Origin of the sequence: Enterobacter sp. EC_64, from assembly GCF_019584165.1 — a bacterium.
Classification (GTDB): domain Bacteria; phylum Pseudomonadota; class Gammaproteobacteria; order Enterobacterales; family Enterobacteriaceae; genus Enterobacter; species Enterobacter roggenkampii.
In genome coordinates this window covers 64,257-81,784 of the sequence record NZ_VDAS01000010.1, presented here as the reverse complement: position 1 = coordinate 81,784, position 17,528 = coordinate 64,257, and the positions used below count along the sequence as shown (strand labels likewise).

General features: G+C 60.2%; 14 protein-coding genes. 8 read left to right on the top strand and 6 right to left on the bottom strand.

Annotation, left to right across the window (positions count from 1 at the left end; translation table 11 throughout):
* Positions 1-14 precede the first annotated feature (14 nt).
* From FHC52_RS10315 to iolB, 6 genes are read left to right on the top strand one after another with little or no spacing between them, the layout of a single operon-like run.
* Positions 15-1,562, top strand: a complete 1,548-nt coding sequence (locus tag FHC52_RS10315) for a sugar ABC transporter ATP-binding protein (protein WP_008502117.1) — start codon at positions 15-17, stop codon at positions 1,560-1,562.
* 11 nt (positions 1,563-1,573) lie between these two features.
* Positions 1,574-2,602, top strand: coding sequence for an ABC transporter permease (locus FHC52_RS10310; RefSeq protein ID WP_008502116.1), 1,029 nt, complete (start codon positions 1,574-1,576; stop codon positions 2,600-2,602).
* Positions 2,603-2,610: 8 nt separating this feature from the next.
* Positions 2,611-3,744, top strand: coding sequence for a Gfo/Idh/MocA family protein (locus tag FHC52_RS10305; RefSeq protein ID WP_032652970.1), 1,134 nt, complete (start codon positions 2,611-2,613; stop codon positions 3,742-3,744).
* Positions 3,745-3,756: 12 nt separating this feature from the next.
* Complete coding sequence (gene iolC, locus FHC52_RS10300) at positions 3,757-5,661, top strand: 5-dehydro-2-deoxygluconokinase (RefSeq protein WP_032652968.1); 1,905 nt, start codon at positions 3,757-3,759, stop codon at positions 5,659-5,661.
* An 11-nt stretch (positions 5,662-5,672) separates the two neighbouring features.
* Positions 5,673-6,563 (top strand): myo-inosose-2 dehydratase, encoded by an 891-nt coding sequence (gene iolE, locus FHC52_RS10295; RefSeq protein WP_128299518.1) that lies wholly within the window; start codon positions 5,673-5,675, stop codon positions 6,561-6,563.
* A gap of 9 nt (positions 6,564-6,572) precedes the next feature.
* On the top strand, positions 6,573-7,397 hold the full coding sequence (iolB, locus tag FHC52_RS10290) for a 5-deoxy-glucuronate isomerase (protein ID WP_126289291.1): 825 nt from the start codon (positions 6,573-6,575) through the stop codon (positions 7,395-7,397).
* A gap of 54 nt (positions 7,398-7,451) precedes the next feature.
* Here iolB and FHC52_RS10285 read toward each other — a convergent pair whose 3' ends face one another.
* The 3 genes from FHC52_RS10285 to FHC52_RS10275 are packed head-to-tail and all read right to left on the bottom strand — an operon-like array spanning position 7,452 to position 9,955.
* Complete coding sequence (locus FHC52_RS10285; protein WP_126289289.1) at positions 7,452-8,195, bottom strand: alpha/beta fold hydrolase; 744 nt, start codon at positions 8,193-8,195, stop codon at positions 7,452-7,454.
* Positions 8,196-8,206: 11 nt separating this feature from the next.
* Positions 8,207-8,674, bottom strand: a complete 468-nt coding sequence (locus FHC52_RS10280) for a DUF6130 family protein (protein ID WP_032675311.1) — start codon at positions 8,672-8,674, stop codon at positions 8,207-8,209.
* A gap of 51 nt (positions 8,675-8,725) precedes the next feature.
* Positions 8,726-9,955, bottom strand: a complete 1,230-nt coding sequence (locus FHC52_RS10275) for an MFS transporter (protein ID WP_032675310.1) — start codon at positions 9,953-9,955, stop codon at positions 8,726-8,728.
* A gap of 97 nt (positions 9,956-10,052) precedes the next feature.
* Between FHC52_RS10275 and FHC52_RS10270 the strand changes: the two genes are divergently transcribed.
* Positions 10,053-10,943 carry a LysR family transcriptional regulator gene (locus tag FHC52_RS10270; protein WP_063622242.1) on the top strand — a complete coding sequence of 297 codons (891 nt, stop codon included), beginning with the start codon at positions 10,053-10,055 and terminating at the stop codon, positions 10,941-10,943.
* Here the strand turns inward: FHC52_RS10270 and FHC52_RS10265 are convergent.
* Positions 10,940-11,128: a YfgG family protein gene (locus FHC52_RS10265; protein WP_021241815.1), complete on the bottom strand. Its 189-nt coding sequence runs from the start codon at positions 11,126-11,128 to the stop codon at positions 10,940-10,942. The genes FHC52_RS10270 and FHC52_RS10265 overlap by 4 nt on opposite strands.
* A gap of 351 nt (positions 11,129-11,479) precedes the next feature.
* Between FHC52_RS10265 and FHC52_RS10260 the strand changes: the two genes are divergently transcribed.
* On the top strand, positions 11,480-13,720 hold the full coding sequence (locus FHC52_RS10260; RefSeq protein WP_126289287.1) for an EAL domain-containing protein: 2,241 nt from the start codon (positions 11,480-11,482) through the stop codon (positions 13,718-13,720).
* Between the two features lie 4 nt (positions 13,721-13,724).
* Here FHC52_RS10260 and ppx read toward each other — a convergent pair whose 3' ends face one another.
* Together ppx and ppk1 are read right to left on the bottom strand one after the other, a co-directional pair.
* On the bottom strand, positions 13,725-15,263 hold the full coding sequence (gene ppx, locus FHC52_RS10255) for an exopolyphosphatase (RefSeq protein ID WP_126289285.1): 1,539 nt from the start codon (positions 15,261-15,263) through the stop codon (positions 13,725-13,727).
* Positions 15,264-15,266: 3 nt separating this feature from the next.
* Positions 15,267-17,327 (bottom strand): polyphosphate kinase 1, encoded by a 2,061-nt coding sequence (gene ppk1 / locus FHC52_RS10250; RefSeq protein ID WP_008501645.1) that lies wholly within the window; start codon positions 17,325-17,327, stop codon positions 15,267-15,269.
* Positions 17,328-17,528: the final 201 nt, after the last annotated feature.

Below are 17,528 nucleotides of genomic sequence, written 5' to 3'. Positions count from 1 at the left end.
GGAGGAGCAGACCGATGTCGCAACCCTTACTGAAAGTGACCGACCTGGCAAAAAGCTTTTCCGGCGTCTGGGCGTTAAGCAGCGCCCAGCTGACCGTCGGCGCGGGCGAGATCCACGCTCTGCTGGGGGAAAACGGGGCGGGTAAATCCACGCTGCTGAAGGCGCTCGCGGGGGCGCAGCCGCAAACCCGCGGGGAGATCTGGTTCAACGGCGAAACGCTGCCGGTGGACGACTCCCCGGTGGAACGGCAGAACAAGGGCATTATCACCATCTATCAGGAATTCAACCTGCTGCCCAACATGACCGTCGCGGAAAACATGTTTCTCGGGCGCGAGCCGCGTAAACGTAACCTGATCGTCGACGAAAGGGCGGTTAACCAGGAGGCGCAGGTCATTCTTGATTACCTGCAGCTGAACGTTGCGCCGACCACCCCGGTCGCCCGTCTGAGCGTGGCCCAGCAGCAGATGGTGGAGATCGCCCGGGCGCTGACCCTCAACGCCAGGCTAATCATTATGGACGAACCGTCCGCCGCGCTGAGCGACAGCGAGGTGGAAAGCCTGCACCGCGTGGTGCGCGAGCTTAAAAACCGTGGCGTGAGCATTATTTACGTTACCCACCGCCTGCACGAGGTTTTCCAGCTCTGCGACCGCTTCACCGTTTTCCAGGACGGCCGCTTCACCGGCACCGGCGCGGTGGCGGAGACCAACGTCGAACAGCTGATCCGCCTGATGGTCGGGCGCGACGTGGCCTTTAATCGCCGTCCCGCCAGCGAAACGCATCATGAGGACAAACCCGTCCGCCTGGCGGTGAAGGGGCTGAGCCGCGAAAAGCCGCCGCTGGATCCGCACGGCATCGCCCTGCACGACATCAGCTTCCACGTCCACGCCGGGGAGGTCTTAGGCATTGCCGGACTGGTGGGCGCCGGGCGCACCGAGGTGGCCCGCTGCCTCTTTGGCGCAGACGCGTTTACCTCGGGCAGCTTTGAGCTGGACGGCGTGCCCTACCAGCCGCGTGACCCGCTGTATGCCCTTGACCAGGGCGTGGCGCTGGTGCCGGAAGACCGCAAAAAAGAGGGGGCGGTGCTGGGGTTGTCGATTCGCGACAACCTGTCGCTCTCCTGCCTCTCCTCGCTGCTGCAGTGGCGCTGGTTCGTGAATACCCGCAAAGAGGACGATCTGATCGAGTCCTACCGCAAGGCGCTGCAGATCAAAATGGTCAACAGCGCGCAGGAGGTGCGCAAGCTCTCCGGCGGTAACCAGCAAAAAGTGATCCTCGCGCGCTGCATGGCGCTCAACCCGCGGGTGCTGATCGTGGACGAGCCGACGCGCGGCATCGACGTGGGGACCAAATCAGAAGTGCACCAGGTGCTGTTTGACATGGCGAAAAAGGGCGTGGCGGTGATCGTGATCTCCTCCGATCTGCCTGAAGTGATGGCGGTGTCAGACCGGATCATCACCCTGAGCGAAGGGCGGGTGACCGGCGAGATCCACGGTGACGACGCTAACGAAGAACGGCTGATGACGATGATGGCCATCAACCACAACGCCCTGAACGCGGCATAACGGAGTTTCTCATGACGCAGATGATTTCTAAAACGCAGGCCCCGGTCAAACGCGCCGGACGCATCGATCCCATCGCCTTCTTCGAGCGCTTCGGGGTGCTGATTTTCATGATCCTGCTGCTGATCTTCTTCCAGTCGCAGAACAGTAATTTTTTCTCTGAACGCAATATTTTCAACATCCTGACCGAAGTCTCCATCTACGGGATCATGGCCGTGGGGATGACCTTCGTCATCCTGACCGCCGGGATTGACCTCTCCGTGGGCTCCATTCTGGCGGTGTGCGCCATGACCGCGGCGTACGTGATTAAGGGCGACAACTTCACCACCGTCGACCCGAACGCCTGGGGCGGCATGAGCTGGCTGATTGGGCTGGGGATTTGTCTGGCGATGGGCACGGCGATTGGCTTCCTGCATGGTCTGGGCGTGACCCGCCTGCGCCTGCCGCCGTTCATCGTCACCCTCGGCGGGATGACCATCTGGCGCGGCCTGACGCTGGTGATCAACGACGGCGCGCCGATCGCCGGTTTCGATCAGGGCTACCGCTGGTGGGGGCGCGGGGAGCTGCTCGGCATCTCCATTCCGATCTGGATCTTCGCCATCGTCGCCCTCGGCGGCTATCTGGCACTGCACAAAACCCGCTGGGGCCGCTTCGTTTACGCCATCGGCGGTAACCCGGAGGCGGCGCGCCTGGCGGGGGTGAACGTCAAGCGCGTGCTGGTCAGCGTCTACGTGCTGATTGGCTGCCTGGCGGGGCTGGCGGGCTTCATTCTGAGCGCGCGTCTGGGAAGCGCCGAGGCGGTCGCCGGGATCTCCTTTGAGCTGCGCGTCATCGCCTCGGTGGTGATCGGCGGCACCTCGCTGATGGGCGGCTACGGGCGCATCGGCGGCACCATTATCGGCTCCATCATCATGGGGATTCTGATTAACGGCCTGGTGCTGATGAACGTCTCGGCCTACTACCAGCAGATTATCACCGGGTTAATTATCGTTCTGGCGGTGGCGTTTGATACCTACGCCAAGAGCCGTCGCGGCGCACTGTGAGGATCACGATGAAAGAGGTTCGTATTGGATTGATTGGCACCGGGTATATCGGCAAGGCACACGCTATCGCCTATGCCCAGGCTCCGACGGTGTTCAACCTGCGGGGCAGGCTGGTGCGCGAGATGGTAGCGGAAGTCACGCCGGAGCTGGCGGCAGCGCGCGCGCAGGCGTTTGGCTTCAACCGCTCCACCGGCGACTGGCGGGCGCTGGTGGCCGACCCGGCGATTGACGTGGTGGATATTTGCTCACCCAACCACCTGCACAAAGAGATGGCGCTGGAGGCGATCCGTCACGGCAAGCACGTCTACTCGGAGAAGCCGCTGGCGCTGAACGCCCACGACGCGCGCGAGATGGTCGACGCCGCGAAGCGGGCCGGGGTGAAAACGCTGGTGGGGTTCAACTACATGAAGAACCCGACGGCGCAGCTGGCGAAGGAGATTATCGCCCGCGGCGAGATTGGCGAAGTGATCCACTTCTACGGCACCCACAACGAAGACTATATGGCCGACCCGCTCTCGCCCATTCACTGGCACTGCTTCAAAGAGACCGCCGGGCTGGGGGCGCTGGGTGACCTGGCGGCGCATATCGTCAACATGGCCCAGTACCTGGTCGGGGAGATCGAGCAGGTCTGCGGTGACCTGAAGATTGTTGTCCCGGCACGTCCGGCGAAGGCCGGGTCGTCAGACATGATTGCCGTCGAAAACGAGGACCAGGCCCACGCGATGGTGCGCTTCGCGGGCGGGGCGCAGGGCGTGATTGAAACCTCCCGCGTCGCCTGCGGCCGCAAGATGGGGCTGTCGTACGTCATTACCGGGACCAAAGGCGCCATCAGCTTTACCCAGGAGCGCATGGCGGAGCTGAAGCTCTATCTGCATGACGATCCGGTAAACCGTCAGGGGTTTCGCACCCTGCTCGTCGGTCCGGCACACCCGGACTACGCCGCGTTCTGCATGGGTGCAGGCCACGGGATTGGCTTTAACGATCAAAAAACGGTGGAGGTGCGCGACCTGGTGGACGGGATTGCCGCCGACGCGCCGATGTGGCCGGACTTCGAAGAGGGCTGGAGGGTGTCGCGCGTGCTGGACGCGATCGCGCTCTCGCACCGTGAAGGCCGCTGGCTGAACGTGAATGACATTGTCTGATGAGGTATCAACGTGGAAAAGCAGTTTGATGTGATATGCATGGGCCGCGTGGCGGTAGACCTCTACAGTCAGCAGATTGGTGCCCGTCTGGAGGATGTGTCGAGCTTCGCCAAATACCTCGGCGGCTCGTCCGGCAACGTGGCGTACGGCACCGCGCGCCAGGGCCTGCGCTCGTCGATGCTGGCGCGCATCGGCGATGAACATATGGGCCGCTTCCTGCGGGAAGAGCTTAACCAGGTGGGCTGCGATACCAGCCATCTGATTACCGATAAAGACCGCCTCACGGCGCTGGTGCTACTCGGCATTAAAGACCGGGACACCTTTCCTCTGATTTTTTATCGCGATAACTGCGCGGATATGGCCATTACGGCCAGCGATGTGGACGAAAGCTACATTGCCTCCGCACGGTGTCTTGCCATCACCGGGACTCACCTTTCTCATCCTCAGACCCGCGAGGCGGTGCTGACGGCGCTGGGCTATGCCCGCCGTCACGGCGTGCGCACGGTGCTGGACATCGACTACCGTCCGGTGCTGTGGGGGCTGACCTCCTTAGGCGACGGTGAAACGCGTTTTATCGCCGCGGATAAGGTCACCCGCGAGCTGCAGGAGGTGCTGCACCTCTTCGACGTCATTGTCGGCACCGAGGAGGAGTTCCATATCGCGGGCGGCAGCACGGAGACCCTGCAGGCGCTGGGGCAGGTGCGTGCCGTGAGTGACGCAACGCTGGTCTGCAAGCGCGGTGCGCTCGGCTGCTCGGTGTATACCGACGCCATTCCGCCCCGGCTGGACGACGGCCTGACGGTGACCGGCGTGCGCGTGGAGGTGCTGAACGTCCTCGGCGCGGGGGATGCGTTTATGTCCGGCCTGCTGCGCGGCTACCTGAACGACGAGGGCTGGGAGCAGGCGTGTCGCTATGCCAACGCCTGCGGCGCGCTGGTGGTCTCGCGCCACGGCTGCGCCCCGGCGATGCCGAGCAAAATCGAGCTGGATGACTATCTCTCTCGCGCTGCGGATGTGCCGCGCCCGGATCTCGACCCGCGTCTGAACCATCTGCACCGGGTCACTACCCGTCGCCGCGAATGGCCGGAGCTGTGCGTGATGGCCTTCGACCACCGCAGCCAGCTTGAGGATATGGCGCTGCAGTGCGGGGCGTCGCTCAAACGTATTCCGGCGCTCAAGCAGCTGATCCTGCAGGCCAGCCGCGAGGCGGCGAGCCGCGCCGGGCTGGCAGGCAAAGCGGGCCTGCTGTGCGACGGTACGTTTGGTCAGGACGCGCTCAACGCCATTACCGGCGAGGGGTGGTGGATTGGTCGCCCCATTGAGCTGCCGGGCTCGCGTCCGCTGGAGATGGAGCACGGCAACATCGGCACCCAGCTCATCAGCTGGCCGCAGGAGCACGTGGTGAAGTGCCTGGTCTTTTTCCATCCGGAAGATGCCCACGGCCTGCGCCTGGAGCAGGAGCAGAAAATCGCCGAGGTGTACCACGCCTGCTGTCAGTCCGGGCACGAGCTGCTGCTGGAGGTGATCCTGCCTGCGACCATGCCGCGCAGCGACGAGCTCTACCTGCGCGCCATCTCCCGCTTCTACAACCTCGGCATTTACCCGGACTGGTGGAAGCTGCCGCCGCTTTCCGCCGAGGGCTGGACGGCACTGAGCGAGATTATCGAACGCCGTGACCCGCACTGCCGCGGGGTGGTGATCCTCGGCCTGGATGCCCCTGCAGAACAGCTGCGCGCCGACTTCAGGGCCGCAGCGGGGCAGCCGCTGGTTAAAGGCTTCGCCGTAGGGCGCACGCTGTTCGGCGATGCCTCCCGCGCGTGGCTGAAACACGATATTGACGATGCGCAGCTGGTGGCGCGCATCCGGGACAACTACCTGCAGCTTATCGCCTGGTGGCGCGAGCGCGGACACGCATAATGGAGACGACAATGAGTGTACAACTGGGCATTAACCCGCTGACGTGGACAAACGACGATCTGCCTTCTCTCGGCGCGGAGACGTCGCTGGAGACCTGCCTGAGCGAAGGTAAAGAGGCCGGTTTTGCAGGGTTCGAACTGGGCAATAAATTCCCGCGCGAAGCGCGGCTGCTTGGCCCCATCCTGCAGCACCATGACCTGCAGCTGGTCTCCGGCTGGTACTCCGGCCGACTCCTGGAGCGCAGCGTGGAGGCGGAGATCGCCGCCGTGCAGTCCCACCTGACGCTGCTGCGCGAGCTGGGGGCAAAGGTGCTGGTCTTTGCGGAAGTGAGCGGCTGCATTCACGGCGAGCAGCAGACGCCGGTGCATCTGCGCCCGCGTTTCCCGCAGGCACGCTGGAAGGAGTATGGCGAGAAGCTCACGGAATTTGCCCGCTACACCCAGCAGCAGGGGGTGCAGATTGCCTATCACCACCATATGGGCACGGTGATTGAGTCCGCCGAGGACGTGGACAACCTGATGACCCATACCGGCGAAGAGGTTGGACTGCTGCTGGACACCGGTCACCTGACCTTTGCCGGGGCCGATCCGCTGGCGGTGGCGCAGCGCTGGGCGTCGCGTATCAACCACGTTCACTGCAAAGACGTGCGTGCCGACGTGCTGGCGGACGTGAAAAACCGTAAAACCAGCTTCCTTGATGCGGTACTGAGCGGCGTGTTTACGGTGCCGGGCGACGGCTGCGTGGATTACCCGCCGATTATGCGGCTGCTGAAGGCGCAGGACTATCACGGCTGGCTGGTGGTGGAGGCGGAGCAGGACCCGGCGGTTGCCCATCCGCTGACCTACGCCCGTCTGGGGTATAACAACCTGAGCCGCCTGGCGCGCGACGCCGGACTGATTTGAGGAGGTGACATGTCACGTCTGTTATCACGCTGGCAACAGCCGAACGCGGAGGGGCGGACCCAGTCCGTCACGCCGGAACGCGCAGGGTGGGGATACGTCGGCTTTGAGGCGTATGAGCTGCAGGAGGGGCAGCAGCTGACGCTGCCCGCCGTCAGCGAAGAGCGTTGCCTGGTGCTGGTCGCCGGGCGCGCCTCCATCAGCACGCCTTCCGTGCAGTTTAACGACATCGGCGAGCGGATGAGCCCGTTCGAGCGCATCAAGCCGTGGGCGGTGTACGTTACCCCGCAGGAGACGGTGCAGGTGAAGGCGCTGACGAGGCTCGAGCTGGCGGTCTGCGCCGCCCCCGGCAAGGGCACGTATCCGACGCGGCTGATTGCGCCGCAGGATATCGACGCTGAGGCGCGCGGCAAGGGCCACAACCAGCGCTACGTGCACAACATTCTGCCGGAAGATAAGCCCGCCGACAGCCTGCTGGTGGTGGAGGTCTGGACCAACGAGGGCTGTACCAGCTCGTACCCGAGCCACAAGCACGACACGGATAACCCGCCCCGGGAGACTTACCTGGAGGAGACCTACTACCATCGCCTCAATCCGGAGCAGGGGTTCTGCATGCAGCGGGTTTACACCGACGACAGAGCGCTGGATGAGTGCATGGCGGTCTACAACCGTGACGTGGTCATGGTGCCGAAGGGCTACCATCCGGTGGCGACGATGGCCGGATATGACAGCTATTATCTCAACGTGATGGCCGGGCCGGTGCGCAAATGGATGTTCACCTGGGAAGAGGACCACGCGTGGATTAATCGGGATTATCCCGCGGATGGCGGGCGCTGAGGCTGTTTTTTGCCGGGTGGCGCTGCGCTTACCCGGCCTACAATTCGCAAAAAATTACTTTGCTTCAATCGCCTGCTCAATCGTCCGGGCAACGATCTGCGGCTGGCTCACCATCGACACGTGGCTCGCCGCCACCTCGGTGGTTTTAGCGTGGATCGTCTTCGCCATCGCGCGTTCAAGCGCCGGGTTAATCATCCGGTCATTCTGACTCACCACATACCAGCTCGGTTTGTCATGCCACGCCGCGTGGGCGACCTTTTCACCAAACGCCTCGGCCTTAATTGGCCCCTGCGTGGCTGCAATCGTATCTTGAATGGCTGGCTTCACGTCCGGCGCGAAGTCCTGCCTGACGGCTTCCGTCGGCAGGTATAAATAGCCGTCCGCCGTTTTGGCAATGCCCGCGCTGCCCGGCGGTGCAGGGTAGCTTCCTGCCAGGTCCGCCGTCGACTGGCCGGAGTCCGGCGCGAAAGCCGCCACATACACCAGCGATTTTACCCGCGCATCGTTGCCCGCTTCGCTAATCACGGTGCCGCCCCAGGAGTGACCCACCAGCACTACGTCACCCCGCGCGCGGGCGATGGCCCGCTTTGTGGCGGCAACGTCATCTTTTAGCGACGTGAGCGGCAGCTGGACGGCAATGACCTCTGCGTGCTGTTTCTGCAACAGGGTAATGACCTTATTCCAGCTGCTGCCGTCGGCAAACGCGCCGTGGACCAGCACGACGCTGGTTTTACTCTGCGCAAAGGCGCTGGCGGAAAGCGCCAGCAGGCCTGCCGTGACTACAGACAGTGCTTTCATCTTCAGACTCCTTAAAAATGGTGGACCGCCGCGTGGGGCGGGACGGTGAATTCAACGGTTTTGTGGTCGAGCGGCTTGTGCGTCGGGTCGGCCAGAATTATCGTCACCTTGTGTTTACCGGCGGGCAGCCCCACCAGGATCACCGGCTCTCCGCTGGTGTCAGCCCAGTGCCACGGCGCATCATCCACCACCACGTGAATGTGCCCGATGCGCGGGGTGACCTTGAGCGCGTCGGGCCCGAATACCGGCTCGATGCGAAGGTTTTCGGCGCGGTACTGGATAAACACCGCGCCTTTGCTCAGCGGCCCGGCAAGCGGCGGATCGACGATCAGTTTTGCAGGCGGCTGCGGCTGCGCCAGCGGGGCAACGGCGGCGGGGCCGTTAACGTCCGCGGCGCTCAGATTGTCCAGGGGAGTAGCCTGGGCACCTGCGACGGATGTCAGGACAAGCAGGGGGAAAATTACGTAGCGACGAATCATTGCTCTCTCTCCTCATCAGTTCTCAATGGCGACAGGGAAAGAAAACCATTTTTATGTATCGGAGATATTTGCCGGAGGGGGCGTTTTGTACCCGTTTGTCACCGTGGCCCGCGGGATACAGTGCGATACAGTTTGCCTCCCGGGACGGCGCACAATGGCTATCGCCAGCCCGGCAATCAGCAGCGTCAGGCCCGTCGATACCCCCATTGCACCCGCGATCCCCAGCGTTTTATTTAGCCACGCATAGGCATACGGTGAGGCTGCGGCCATAAGCTGACCGGGGATAAGCAGTAAGCCCGTGCGGCGGGCATAGCTTTCCGCGCTAAACAGTTCCAGCGGCAGGGTGGCTTTGACAAGGGTAACCAGCCCGTTGATGGCCCCATAGCCCAGCACAAAACCGGCCGCACACCAGACAAACAGGGCGCTGCTCAACCCAACAAGAAAACAGAGCGGCATGGCGAGAGCGGTAAAAAGCGTTAACGTGAAGGGCGTTAAGCGAGCCCCCGCCAGCACCTCCAGCGAGCGCGCGCCCGTCTGGCCGATTCCCCACAGCATGCCGATAGCGACCGGCAGGCCGTAGTGGGCAATAAACTCCGGCAGATGGGTGGAGGTGCCGTTAGAGACAAAGGTGATGAGGGCAATGAAGGCGGCATAAAGCCAGCCGTTTCGGCGCTCGTTGTTCAGCGGCGGTGCGGCGATTTTCGTCGTCACCGTCAGCCGCTGTCGGGGAAGCGTGCGGATCAGCAACGCGCTCAGCAGGCCAAGCAGGGCATAAATGCGTAATGCGTCCTGCCAGCACATCACGTGAAGCAGCGCATCGCCCAGCGGCCAGAAGACGACAGAGGCCAGCCCGCCCGCCAGCGTGACGCGCGAGATTGTTCTTCGCGCCTGTTGTCCGTAGAGGTTGACCAGCGCGGCGAAAAGCGCATCGTACAGCGACAGGCGCATTCCCACGCCCGTGACCAGCCAGGCGCCGTACCAGCCATAAAGCGTCCGGGTATACGCCATACAGGCGCAGCTTGCGGCGATCAGCAGCGTTCCGCCCATCACCACCTTTTGACCGCCAAAGCGTGCCAGCAGGCGGGCGACAAAAGGGGATACTACCGCCATCACCAGCATCGCCAGCGTCAGGCCGAGGTAAATCTGCGGTGATGACCATCCCCGGTCGGCTGAAATGGCCAGCGCAAAGGTGCCGGGCATATAAAACGAGATCCCCCAGTTGATGAGCTGATTGCACCCGGCCGTAAGGGCGAGGCGGTGTGGCAGGGCAGGTGTTTCCATGAGTGTTCATTCCGCTATGCAGTTGTCCAGAGCATAACGGGCGCGGTATTGTGCTGGCAGGGCCGCAACCTTATGCGCGGTATAAGAGAAACTTTGAATGACGACGCTTAATCTGGGCTATCTCGCCACCTTCCGTCTGGTGATCCAGCGCGGCAGTTTTTCAGCGGCAGCGGACGTGCTGGGTCTCTCCCAGCCCGCCGTCAGCTTGCAAATACGCCAGCTGGAGCAGTTTCTGCAAACGCGGCTGGTGGAGCGTACCGGACGAGGGATTAAGGCGACGGCTGCCGGAGAAACCTTGCTGGCGCACGGGGAGCGTATTCAGCAGGTGGTGGATGACGCCATCCGGGCCGTGAATGCGTTTAGCCACGACGTAAGCGGCACCATTACGCTTGGCACGGGGGCAACGGCCTGCATCCATCTTCTGCCGCCGCTGCTGGAGGAGCTACGCCGCGACTATCCGCTCCTGAGCGTGGGGGTGACGACGGGCAACACCCTCGACATCGTCAGAGCTATCGAAGAGAACCGTCTCGATATGGGGCTGGTCACGCTGCCGGTGAGTGGCAGAGCGTTGGACGTGATGCCGGTGATGGACGAAGAGTTTGTCTTTATCGCTTCAAGGGAACAGCAGGCTGCATTCAGGGACTTCACCCCAGCCGCGCTGCACGTTCATCCGCTGATAGCCTTTGAATCAGGCAGTGGGACCCGGGCGCTGATCGACGGCTGGTTTGCCGCCCAGGGTTTAGCGATCGCGCCGGTGATGCAGCTTGGCAGCATCGAGGCGATCAAACGGATGGTTCGCGCAGGGCTGGGCTACAGCATCGTGCCGCGCATGGCGGTGGAACAGGAGGTCGATCGCGAAGGGCTATGCGTGATGTCGCTGAAGCCCATGCTGCAGCGGCAGCTGGCGGTGGTCATGCGGCAGGATAAAATCCTCAGCAAAGGGATCGCGGCCCTTATTCGGCTCGTGCAACATCCTTCGGCGGGTTAGCGGTCAGCGGTGTCGACGGTCAGGCTGGATTGCTGCGACTGGGTTTTATCCTGATGGTGGTACCAGGCGCCAATCGAAGAGTAAACGAAGCGGCCAAAGAAAAACAGGAAGCTGATGAGCAGTATGATGCGGGTCATTCGGGTGTTAAATCGATGTCGTTTGCGCATACGCGTGACCTGACTCACTCTGTTTTTCCTGGATAAACCCTTCCGGGCGATAAGGATATTAAGGCACAGCGGGAAGATGGGGTCAATTCTGTGATGTGTAAATAACCGTCAATGTTTACATTAATTAATGTTATTGAAATTAATCAACGCATTTACCATATTGATAATATGAAGAAAAAGATGTCGAAAAAACGCCACAAAATGTTATTTGCGTAAAGTAGTTTGATTTATGTCAACGGATTCCCGGCCCTGATATTTAAAATCCTTCCTCCACACTGTTCGCCCGACATGCTGCCGGGCGGCGCGTACGTCAGGTTGGATGCCTGTCTTTATTTCCCTCTGGAGCGATAGGGGTTTAACCGGGCATCTATGACTATTCTCGCTTTCCTGAAAAACAATGCAAACCGCTGGTGGGCATTGCCGCTTATTTTACCTGTGGTTTTACTTCCCGCGCTGAGCGTCGCGAATACGTTTACGCAGCTGGGCGACGGCATTGTGGCACTCTATTATTTACCGCTCTCATTTTTGCTTTCGCTGATGATGTTCTTTGGCCTGGAAGCGCTGCCCGGGATCGTATTATCCCTGTTTATCCGCTATTACCCGTCGGTCGGGATGTTTGAAACGGTTGCCGGTGTGCTCCATTTTATCGTCCCTTTAGTGCTCAGCTGGGGCGGCTACCGGGTGTTTGCGCCCAGACGCAATATGACGGCGTACGGCGACATCCGCTTGATGGCGCAGCGCATCTTCTGGCAGGCCTTCTGCCCCGCGACGCTGTTTCTGGTGCTGTTTCAGTTTGCCGTGTATCTGGGCGTGTATGAGAGCCGCCAGAGCCTTGCGGGGTTGAACCCTCTTAACATTCGTACGCTCATCAACTACCAGGCGCTGCTGGTCAGCGGGCTGACGGGCGTGCCGCTGAGCTATCTGCTGATCCGCCTGATTCGTCATCCGCGCTATATCAAAAGTCTTTTCTCGCAGATCCGTGCCCAGATAGACAAAAAGGTGACGGTCGCTGAGTTTGTGCTGTGGGCGATTGCGCTAGGCGGGCTGCTTACGCTGCTGCTGCTCCCGATGAATGAAAACAGCTCCATATTCACCACAAACTATACCCTGTCGCTGCTGATGCCGGTGATGCTCTGGGGCGCGATGCGTTTTGGCTATAAGCTGATATCGCTGATCTGGACGCCGGTGCTGCTGGTGTCTATTCACTACTATTATCACTATATCCCGCTGAACCAGGGGTATGACATTCAGCTGGCGATCACCTCGTCCAGTTACCTGGTCTTCTCGTTTGTGGTGATTTATATGTCGATGCTGGCGACTCGCCAGCGCACCGTGAATAAACGCTCCCGCAGGCTGGCGCTGCTCGACCCGGTCGTCCATATGCCTAACCTGCGGGCGCTGTCGCGCGATCTGGCGAAGAATCCGTGGTCGGCGCTCTGCCTGCTGCGCATTCCGGAGCTGGAAATTCTGGGCCGAAATTACGGCGTGCTGCTGCGTATTTTGTACAAACAGCAGCTGGCGCAGTGGGTAAACGGTACCCTCCAGCCCAACGAGCAGGTGTATCACCTCACCGGGTATGACATGGCGGTGCGGCTCAACGCGGAATCGCACCAGCAGCGAATTGAAACCCTGGACGAGCATATCAAGCAGTTCCGCTTTGTCTGGGACGGCATGCCGCTGCAGCCGCAGGTGGGCGTAAGCTACTGCTATGTCCGGTCCCCGGTTAACCATCTTTATCTGGTGCTGGGTGAGCTGGGGGTGGTGGCCGATCTGTCACTCTCCTCAAACCATCCGGAAAATCTTCAGCAGCGTGGTGCCGTCCATTTGCAGCGCAGCCTGAAGGATAAAGTCGCGATGATGAGCCGCCTGCAAAAGGCGCTCGATAACGACGAATTCACCCTGCTGGTTCAACCCGTTCGCGGCCTGCGTGGCGATCGCTATCACGAAGTCCTGCTGCGGATGCCGGATATAAACGGGCTATTGATCTCTCCCGACCAGTTCCTGCCTGTCGCGCAGGAGTTTGGTTTGTCCTCCCGGGTGGACCTGTGGGTGCTTGAGCATACGCTGCGCTTCCTGGCCGCGCATCGCGAGAGCCTGCCCGGCCAGCGTTTTGCCATTAATCTGGCCCCCTCAACCGTATGCCGGGTGCCGTTCCCGCTTGAGGTGAGTCGCCTGCTGGCGAAATACGCCATTGAGCCGTGGCAGCTGATTTTTGAGGTGACGGAGTGCAGCACCTTCGGCAGCGGGGAGCAGGCGCTACACATCCTCCAGCAGTTGCAGAAAATGGGGGTACGCATTGCGATTGATGATTTCGGGACCGGCTATGCAAGCTATGCGCGGCTGAAAAGCGTGGATGCCGACATTCTCAAGATCGACGGCAGCTTTATCCGCAATATCGTCAACAACAGCCTGGATTATCAGATCGTGGCGTCTATCTGCCATCTGGCGCGCATGAAGAAGATGCTGGTGGTGGCAGAGTATGTCGAGACCGAGGAGATACGTAGCGCGGTTCACGCGCTAGGCATCGATTATGTGCAGGGCTATCTGATTGGCAGGCCAGCACCGCTGGAATCACTGCTGGAAACAGAGGCGTCCTGCGCGGACGCCTGAACCGTTACGCGGCGACGTCAGCGCTCTCTTCTTCAATTTTGAGCAGCCAGCCGGTGACCGCTTCCCAGTACTGTTGCTCTTTTTCCAGGTCCAGCAGGACCAGCGCATTCTGGCTGAACCAGTCGTGCGGGAAGCTCAGCGTCCAGTGATGGTCGTCGGTTTTAAGCTTCAGCGTGGGCGGCGTGGTGGTCGCCTGACGCTGGTTATTAAGTAGCACGCCAAGACGCAGCAGCTGAATGAGCGGCAGGAACTGCTTTTTCTTGAACAGCGTGAAGCGCGGCAGGTCGTCGAGCTTGATGGCTTTGCGGTGATACCGCACCAGGGTCGCCATCATGGTTTGCTGCTCCTGGTTGAAGCCAGGCAGATCGCTGTTTTGCAGAATATAGGCCGAATGGCGGTGCATCCCGCTATGGTTGATGTTCAGCCCCACCTCATGGAGCATCGCGGCCCATTTTAACAGCGCGGCAAGCTGCGGGTGCGCGAGCTTCGGATTCTGCTCTTCCCACTGCTCGTACATATGCACCGTGGTGTCCAGCACGCGCTTCGCCTGCTCGCGGTCGATGTTGTACTGGTTAGCCAGGCTTTGCGCGGTGCGGCTGCGAATATCCTGATGACGGAAACGGCCTTCCATTTCATACAGCACGCCTTCGCGCAGCGCGCCGTCGGAAAGGCGCAGCTCTTTAATGGCGAGGGCATCAAACACGCCGCAAAGGATGGCCAGCCCCGGCACGAAGACCGCCTTACGCTCGTCGGAAAGCCCCGGCAGGCTTAAGGCGTCAAAACTTTTATGCTTCAGCACTTCGTCGGTCAGCAGCGTCAGGCGTTCGGGCGTGATGAACCCATCTTTTTCACCCATTGCCAGCAGCACTTCATGCGCCGCCTTGATGGTGCCCGACGCGCCCAGCGCCACGTTCCAGCCCTGAATACGGTACTGCCAGGCCAGGTTTTCCAGCTTCTGGACTGCCGCCATACGCGCACGCTGGAAGTTCTCGCGGGTGATGGTGCCGCCCGGGAAATACATCTGCGCGAAGCTGACGCAGCCCATACGGCGGCTTTCCACCAGGCGAGGCTCAAAGTCTTCGCCGATCACCAGCTCCGTAGAACCGCCGCCGATGTCGATCACCAGCTTGCGCCCTTTTTCCGGCTGGGTGTGCTCGACGCCCATGAAAATCAGACGCGCTTCCTCGTTACCGGAGATGATCTCAATCGGGTAGGGGATCACCTTTTCGGCCCGCTTGAGAAACTCTGGCGCGTTCAGCGCCTGGCGCAGGGTGTGGGTGCCCACGATGCATACGCTGGAGGGCGAGAAGCCCTGCAGGCGTTCAGCAAACAGCGACAGGCAGTTTAACCCGCGCTCCATCGCCTCTTCGCTGAGCATGCTGCGTTCATCAAGGCCATCCGCCAGGTGTACGCGCTGCTTCAGACGACCGATGATCTGCAGCGCGCCATCCACCTCACGGGCGATGACCATGTGGAAACTGTTAGAGCCAAGATCGACCGCGGCGAATTCCTGCGGGCGTGGGGTCTTATCATTTATCGGCATAGGTTAATCGGGTTGCTCGAGTGATTTGATATAGTCGTAAATCGCCAGTTGCGACCGCACTTTACGGCGGTTGCCGCGCGGTACATAGCGGTTACTGAGTTCTTTGTCGATATAGCGCGCCTTCACCGTATCGCTGAACAGGATCTCGATAATGTCGAGAATACGCTGTTTCAGACGTGGATCCAGCAGCGGGGTTGCGACTTCAATTCGGTAGTCAATATTGCGCGTCATCCAGTCTGCCGAAGAGAGATAGACCTGTTTGTCGCCTGCATTATCGAAAATATAGACCCGATCGTGTTCCAGGTAACGGTCAACAATGCTGATCACCCGAATATTATCGCTGATGCCTTCCAGTTCCGGGATCAGCGAGCACATGCCGCGGATCAGCAGGTTAACCGGTACGCCAGAACTGGACGCGGCGTACAGCCTGTCCACCAGTCCTTTGTCGACCAGATTGTTAAGCTTCAGGGTGATGCCGGACGACAGCCCTTTCTGGGCATTGGCAATCTCTTTATCAATCATATCGTACAGCAGACGGCGCGAGTTCTGCGGCGAGACCAGCAGATAGTCGAAGCTGACAGGGCGGTACGGATTCTCAATGAAGTTAAAGACCCGGCGTACCTCGTTGGTGATGCGCGCATCGGCGGTCAGCAGCGAGTAGTCGGTATAAATTCGCGCCGTTTTCTCGTTAAAGTTCCCGGTACCGATGTGGGCATAGCGCACCACGTCGTCGCCCTCTTTACGGGAGATCAGGAACAGCTTGGCGTGAATTTTCAGACCCGGCGCGGAGAAGATCACGTGCACGCCCGCTTCCGTCAGACGGCGCGCCCAGTGAATGTTCGCCTCTTCGTCGAAGCGGGCCTGCAGCTCAACCACCACGGTCACTTTTTTGCCGTTGTGCGCGGCGTGGATCATCGCATCGATGATGCGGGAATCTTTTGCCACGCGGTAGATGTTGATTTTGATCGCCAGCACGCTCGGGTCGAACGAGGCCTGACGCAGCAGCTCCAGCACGTGTTCAAACGTGTGATACGGATAGTAGAGCAGAACATCGCGCTCGCGAATGGCGTCGAACCCGTTGCGGAATTTATCAAACCACAGATGGCGCAGGCGCGGCAGCGGCTTGTTCACCAGATTGGCCTTGCCGACGTTCGGGAAGCCAATAAAGTCTTTAAAGTTGTGGTAACGGCCGCCCGGCACGATGGAGTCATAGCGCGAAATGGTCAGCTTCTCGCGCAGCATTTCTACCATGGCGTCCGGCATATCGCGCTGATAAACAAAGCGCACCGGCTCGGCCGTCAGGCGTTGTTTCAGGCTGGAGGACATCAGCTCCATCAGGCTGGCCTCCATCTCGTGCACCAGGTCATATTCGGCGTCACGGGTCATCTTCATCGAGTAGGCGTTTAACGCATCGTAATCGAAGAAGCCTTTGAAAATGTCGTCGAGACAGTAGCGCAGGATGTTGTCCAGCAGGATCATCGGCTTGCGTCTGCGCGGGGTTTCCGGCGGCAGGTTCACGAAGCGCGGGACCTTGTCGGACGGGATCTCCAGCAGCGCGTAGCGAATGGATTCACCGCGAATAATTTCTACGGCCAGATAGGTGTAGTCATCTTTCAGGAACTGCACCAGATCGGTTTCGCGGTTGATGAGAATCGGGGTAATGTGCTGGCGCAGGTACTGTTTAAAATAGTGGCGCAGCCAGTTTTGTTGGTTAACGGAAAGCTGACGTTCGTTAATCAGGAAGATTTGATTGCGTGCCATCTCCAGCAGCAGTTCGTTATACAGGCCGTCAAATTCCTGATCGGCTTTCAACACGCGGGACTGGATTTTGCCCAGCAGATGCCGCGAGTGAGAGTTTAAGCCCTGTTCTTCGCTGATGATGATCCGTCTTTTCAGCTCGGCAAAGCGAACCTTGTAGAACTCATCCAGGTTGTTGGAATAGATGCCCAAAAAACGCATGCGTTCGATCAGCGGGTTACTTTTGTCAGCCGCTTCCTGGAGTACACGTTCGTTAAATGCTAACCAGCTTAGCTCTTTCTCGATATATAACTTTTCCTGACCCATTACAGCTCACACTCCAGTTCAATCACAGGACGTGGTAAATCCGTCTCGTCCTTATTATGGCGAGCATTTCCACGATATGTCCAACAGTGCCAGAAAAGTATGACAGTTATTTTTTTTGTTGGGGAATTTAGAAGGTTGGGGGAGAGGGGGCGGGTGGCGCTTCGCTTCCCACGACCTACGAGACCGTAGGCCCGTGCAAGC

Excerpts from the sequence above, each read along its gene's own strand:
- ppx (WP_126289285.1), bottom strand. The coding sequence starts at position 15,263 with ATGCCGATAAATGATAAGACCCCACGCCCGCAGGAATTCGCCGCGGTC.
- FHC52_RS10285 (WP_126289289.1), bottom strand. The coding sequence starts at position 8,195 with ATGAAAGCACTGTCTGTAGTCACGGCAGGCCTGCTGGCGCTTTCCGCC.
- ppk1 (WP_008501645.1), bottom strand. The coding sequence starts at position 17,327 with ATGGGTCAGGAAAAGTTATATATCGAGAAAGAGCTAAGCTGGTTAGCA.
- FHC52_RS10260 (WP_126289287.1), top strand. The coding sequence starts at position 11,480 with ATGACTATTCTCGCTTTCCTGAAAAACAATGCAAACCGCTGGTGGGCA.
- FHC52_RS10305 (WP_032652970.1), top strand. The coding sequence starts at position 2,611 with ATGAAAGAGGTTCGTATTGGATTGATTGGCACCGGGTATATCGGCAAG.
- FHC52_RS10270 (WP_063622242.1), top strand. The coding sequence starts at position 10,053 with ATGACGACGCTTAATCTGGGCTATCTCGCCACCTTCCGTCTGGTGATC.
- iolB (WP_126289291.1), top strand. The coding sequence starts at position 6,573 with ATGTCACGTCTGTTATCACGCTGGCAACAGCCGAACGCGGAGGGGCGG.
- FHC52_RS10280 (WP_032675311.1), bottom strand. The coding sequence starts at position 8,674 with ATGATTCGTCGCTACGTAATTTTCCCCCTGCTTGTCCTGACATCCGTC.
- iolE (WP_128299518.1), top strand. The coding sequence starts at position 5,673 with ATGAGTGTACAACTGGGCATTAACCCGCTGACGTGGACAAACGACGAT.
- FHC52_RS10275 (WP_032675310.1), bottom strand. The coding sequence starts at position 9,955 with ATGGAAACACCTGCCCTGCCACACCGCCTCGCCCTTACGGCCGGGTGC.
- FHC52_RS10315 (WP_008502117.1), top strand. The coding sequence starts at position 15 with ATGTCGCAACCCTTACTGAAAGTGACCGACCTGGCAAAAAGCTTTTCC.
- FHC52_RS10310 (WP_008502116.1), top strand. The coding sequence starts at position 1,574 with ATGACGCAGATGATTTCTAAAACGCAGGCCCCGGTCAAACGCGCCGGA.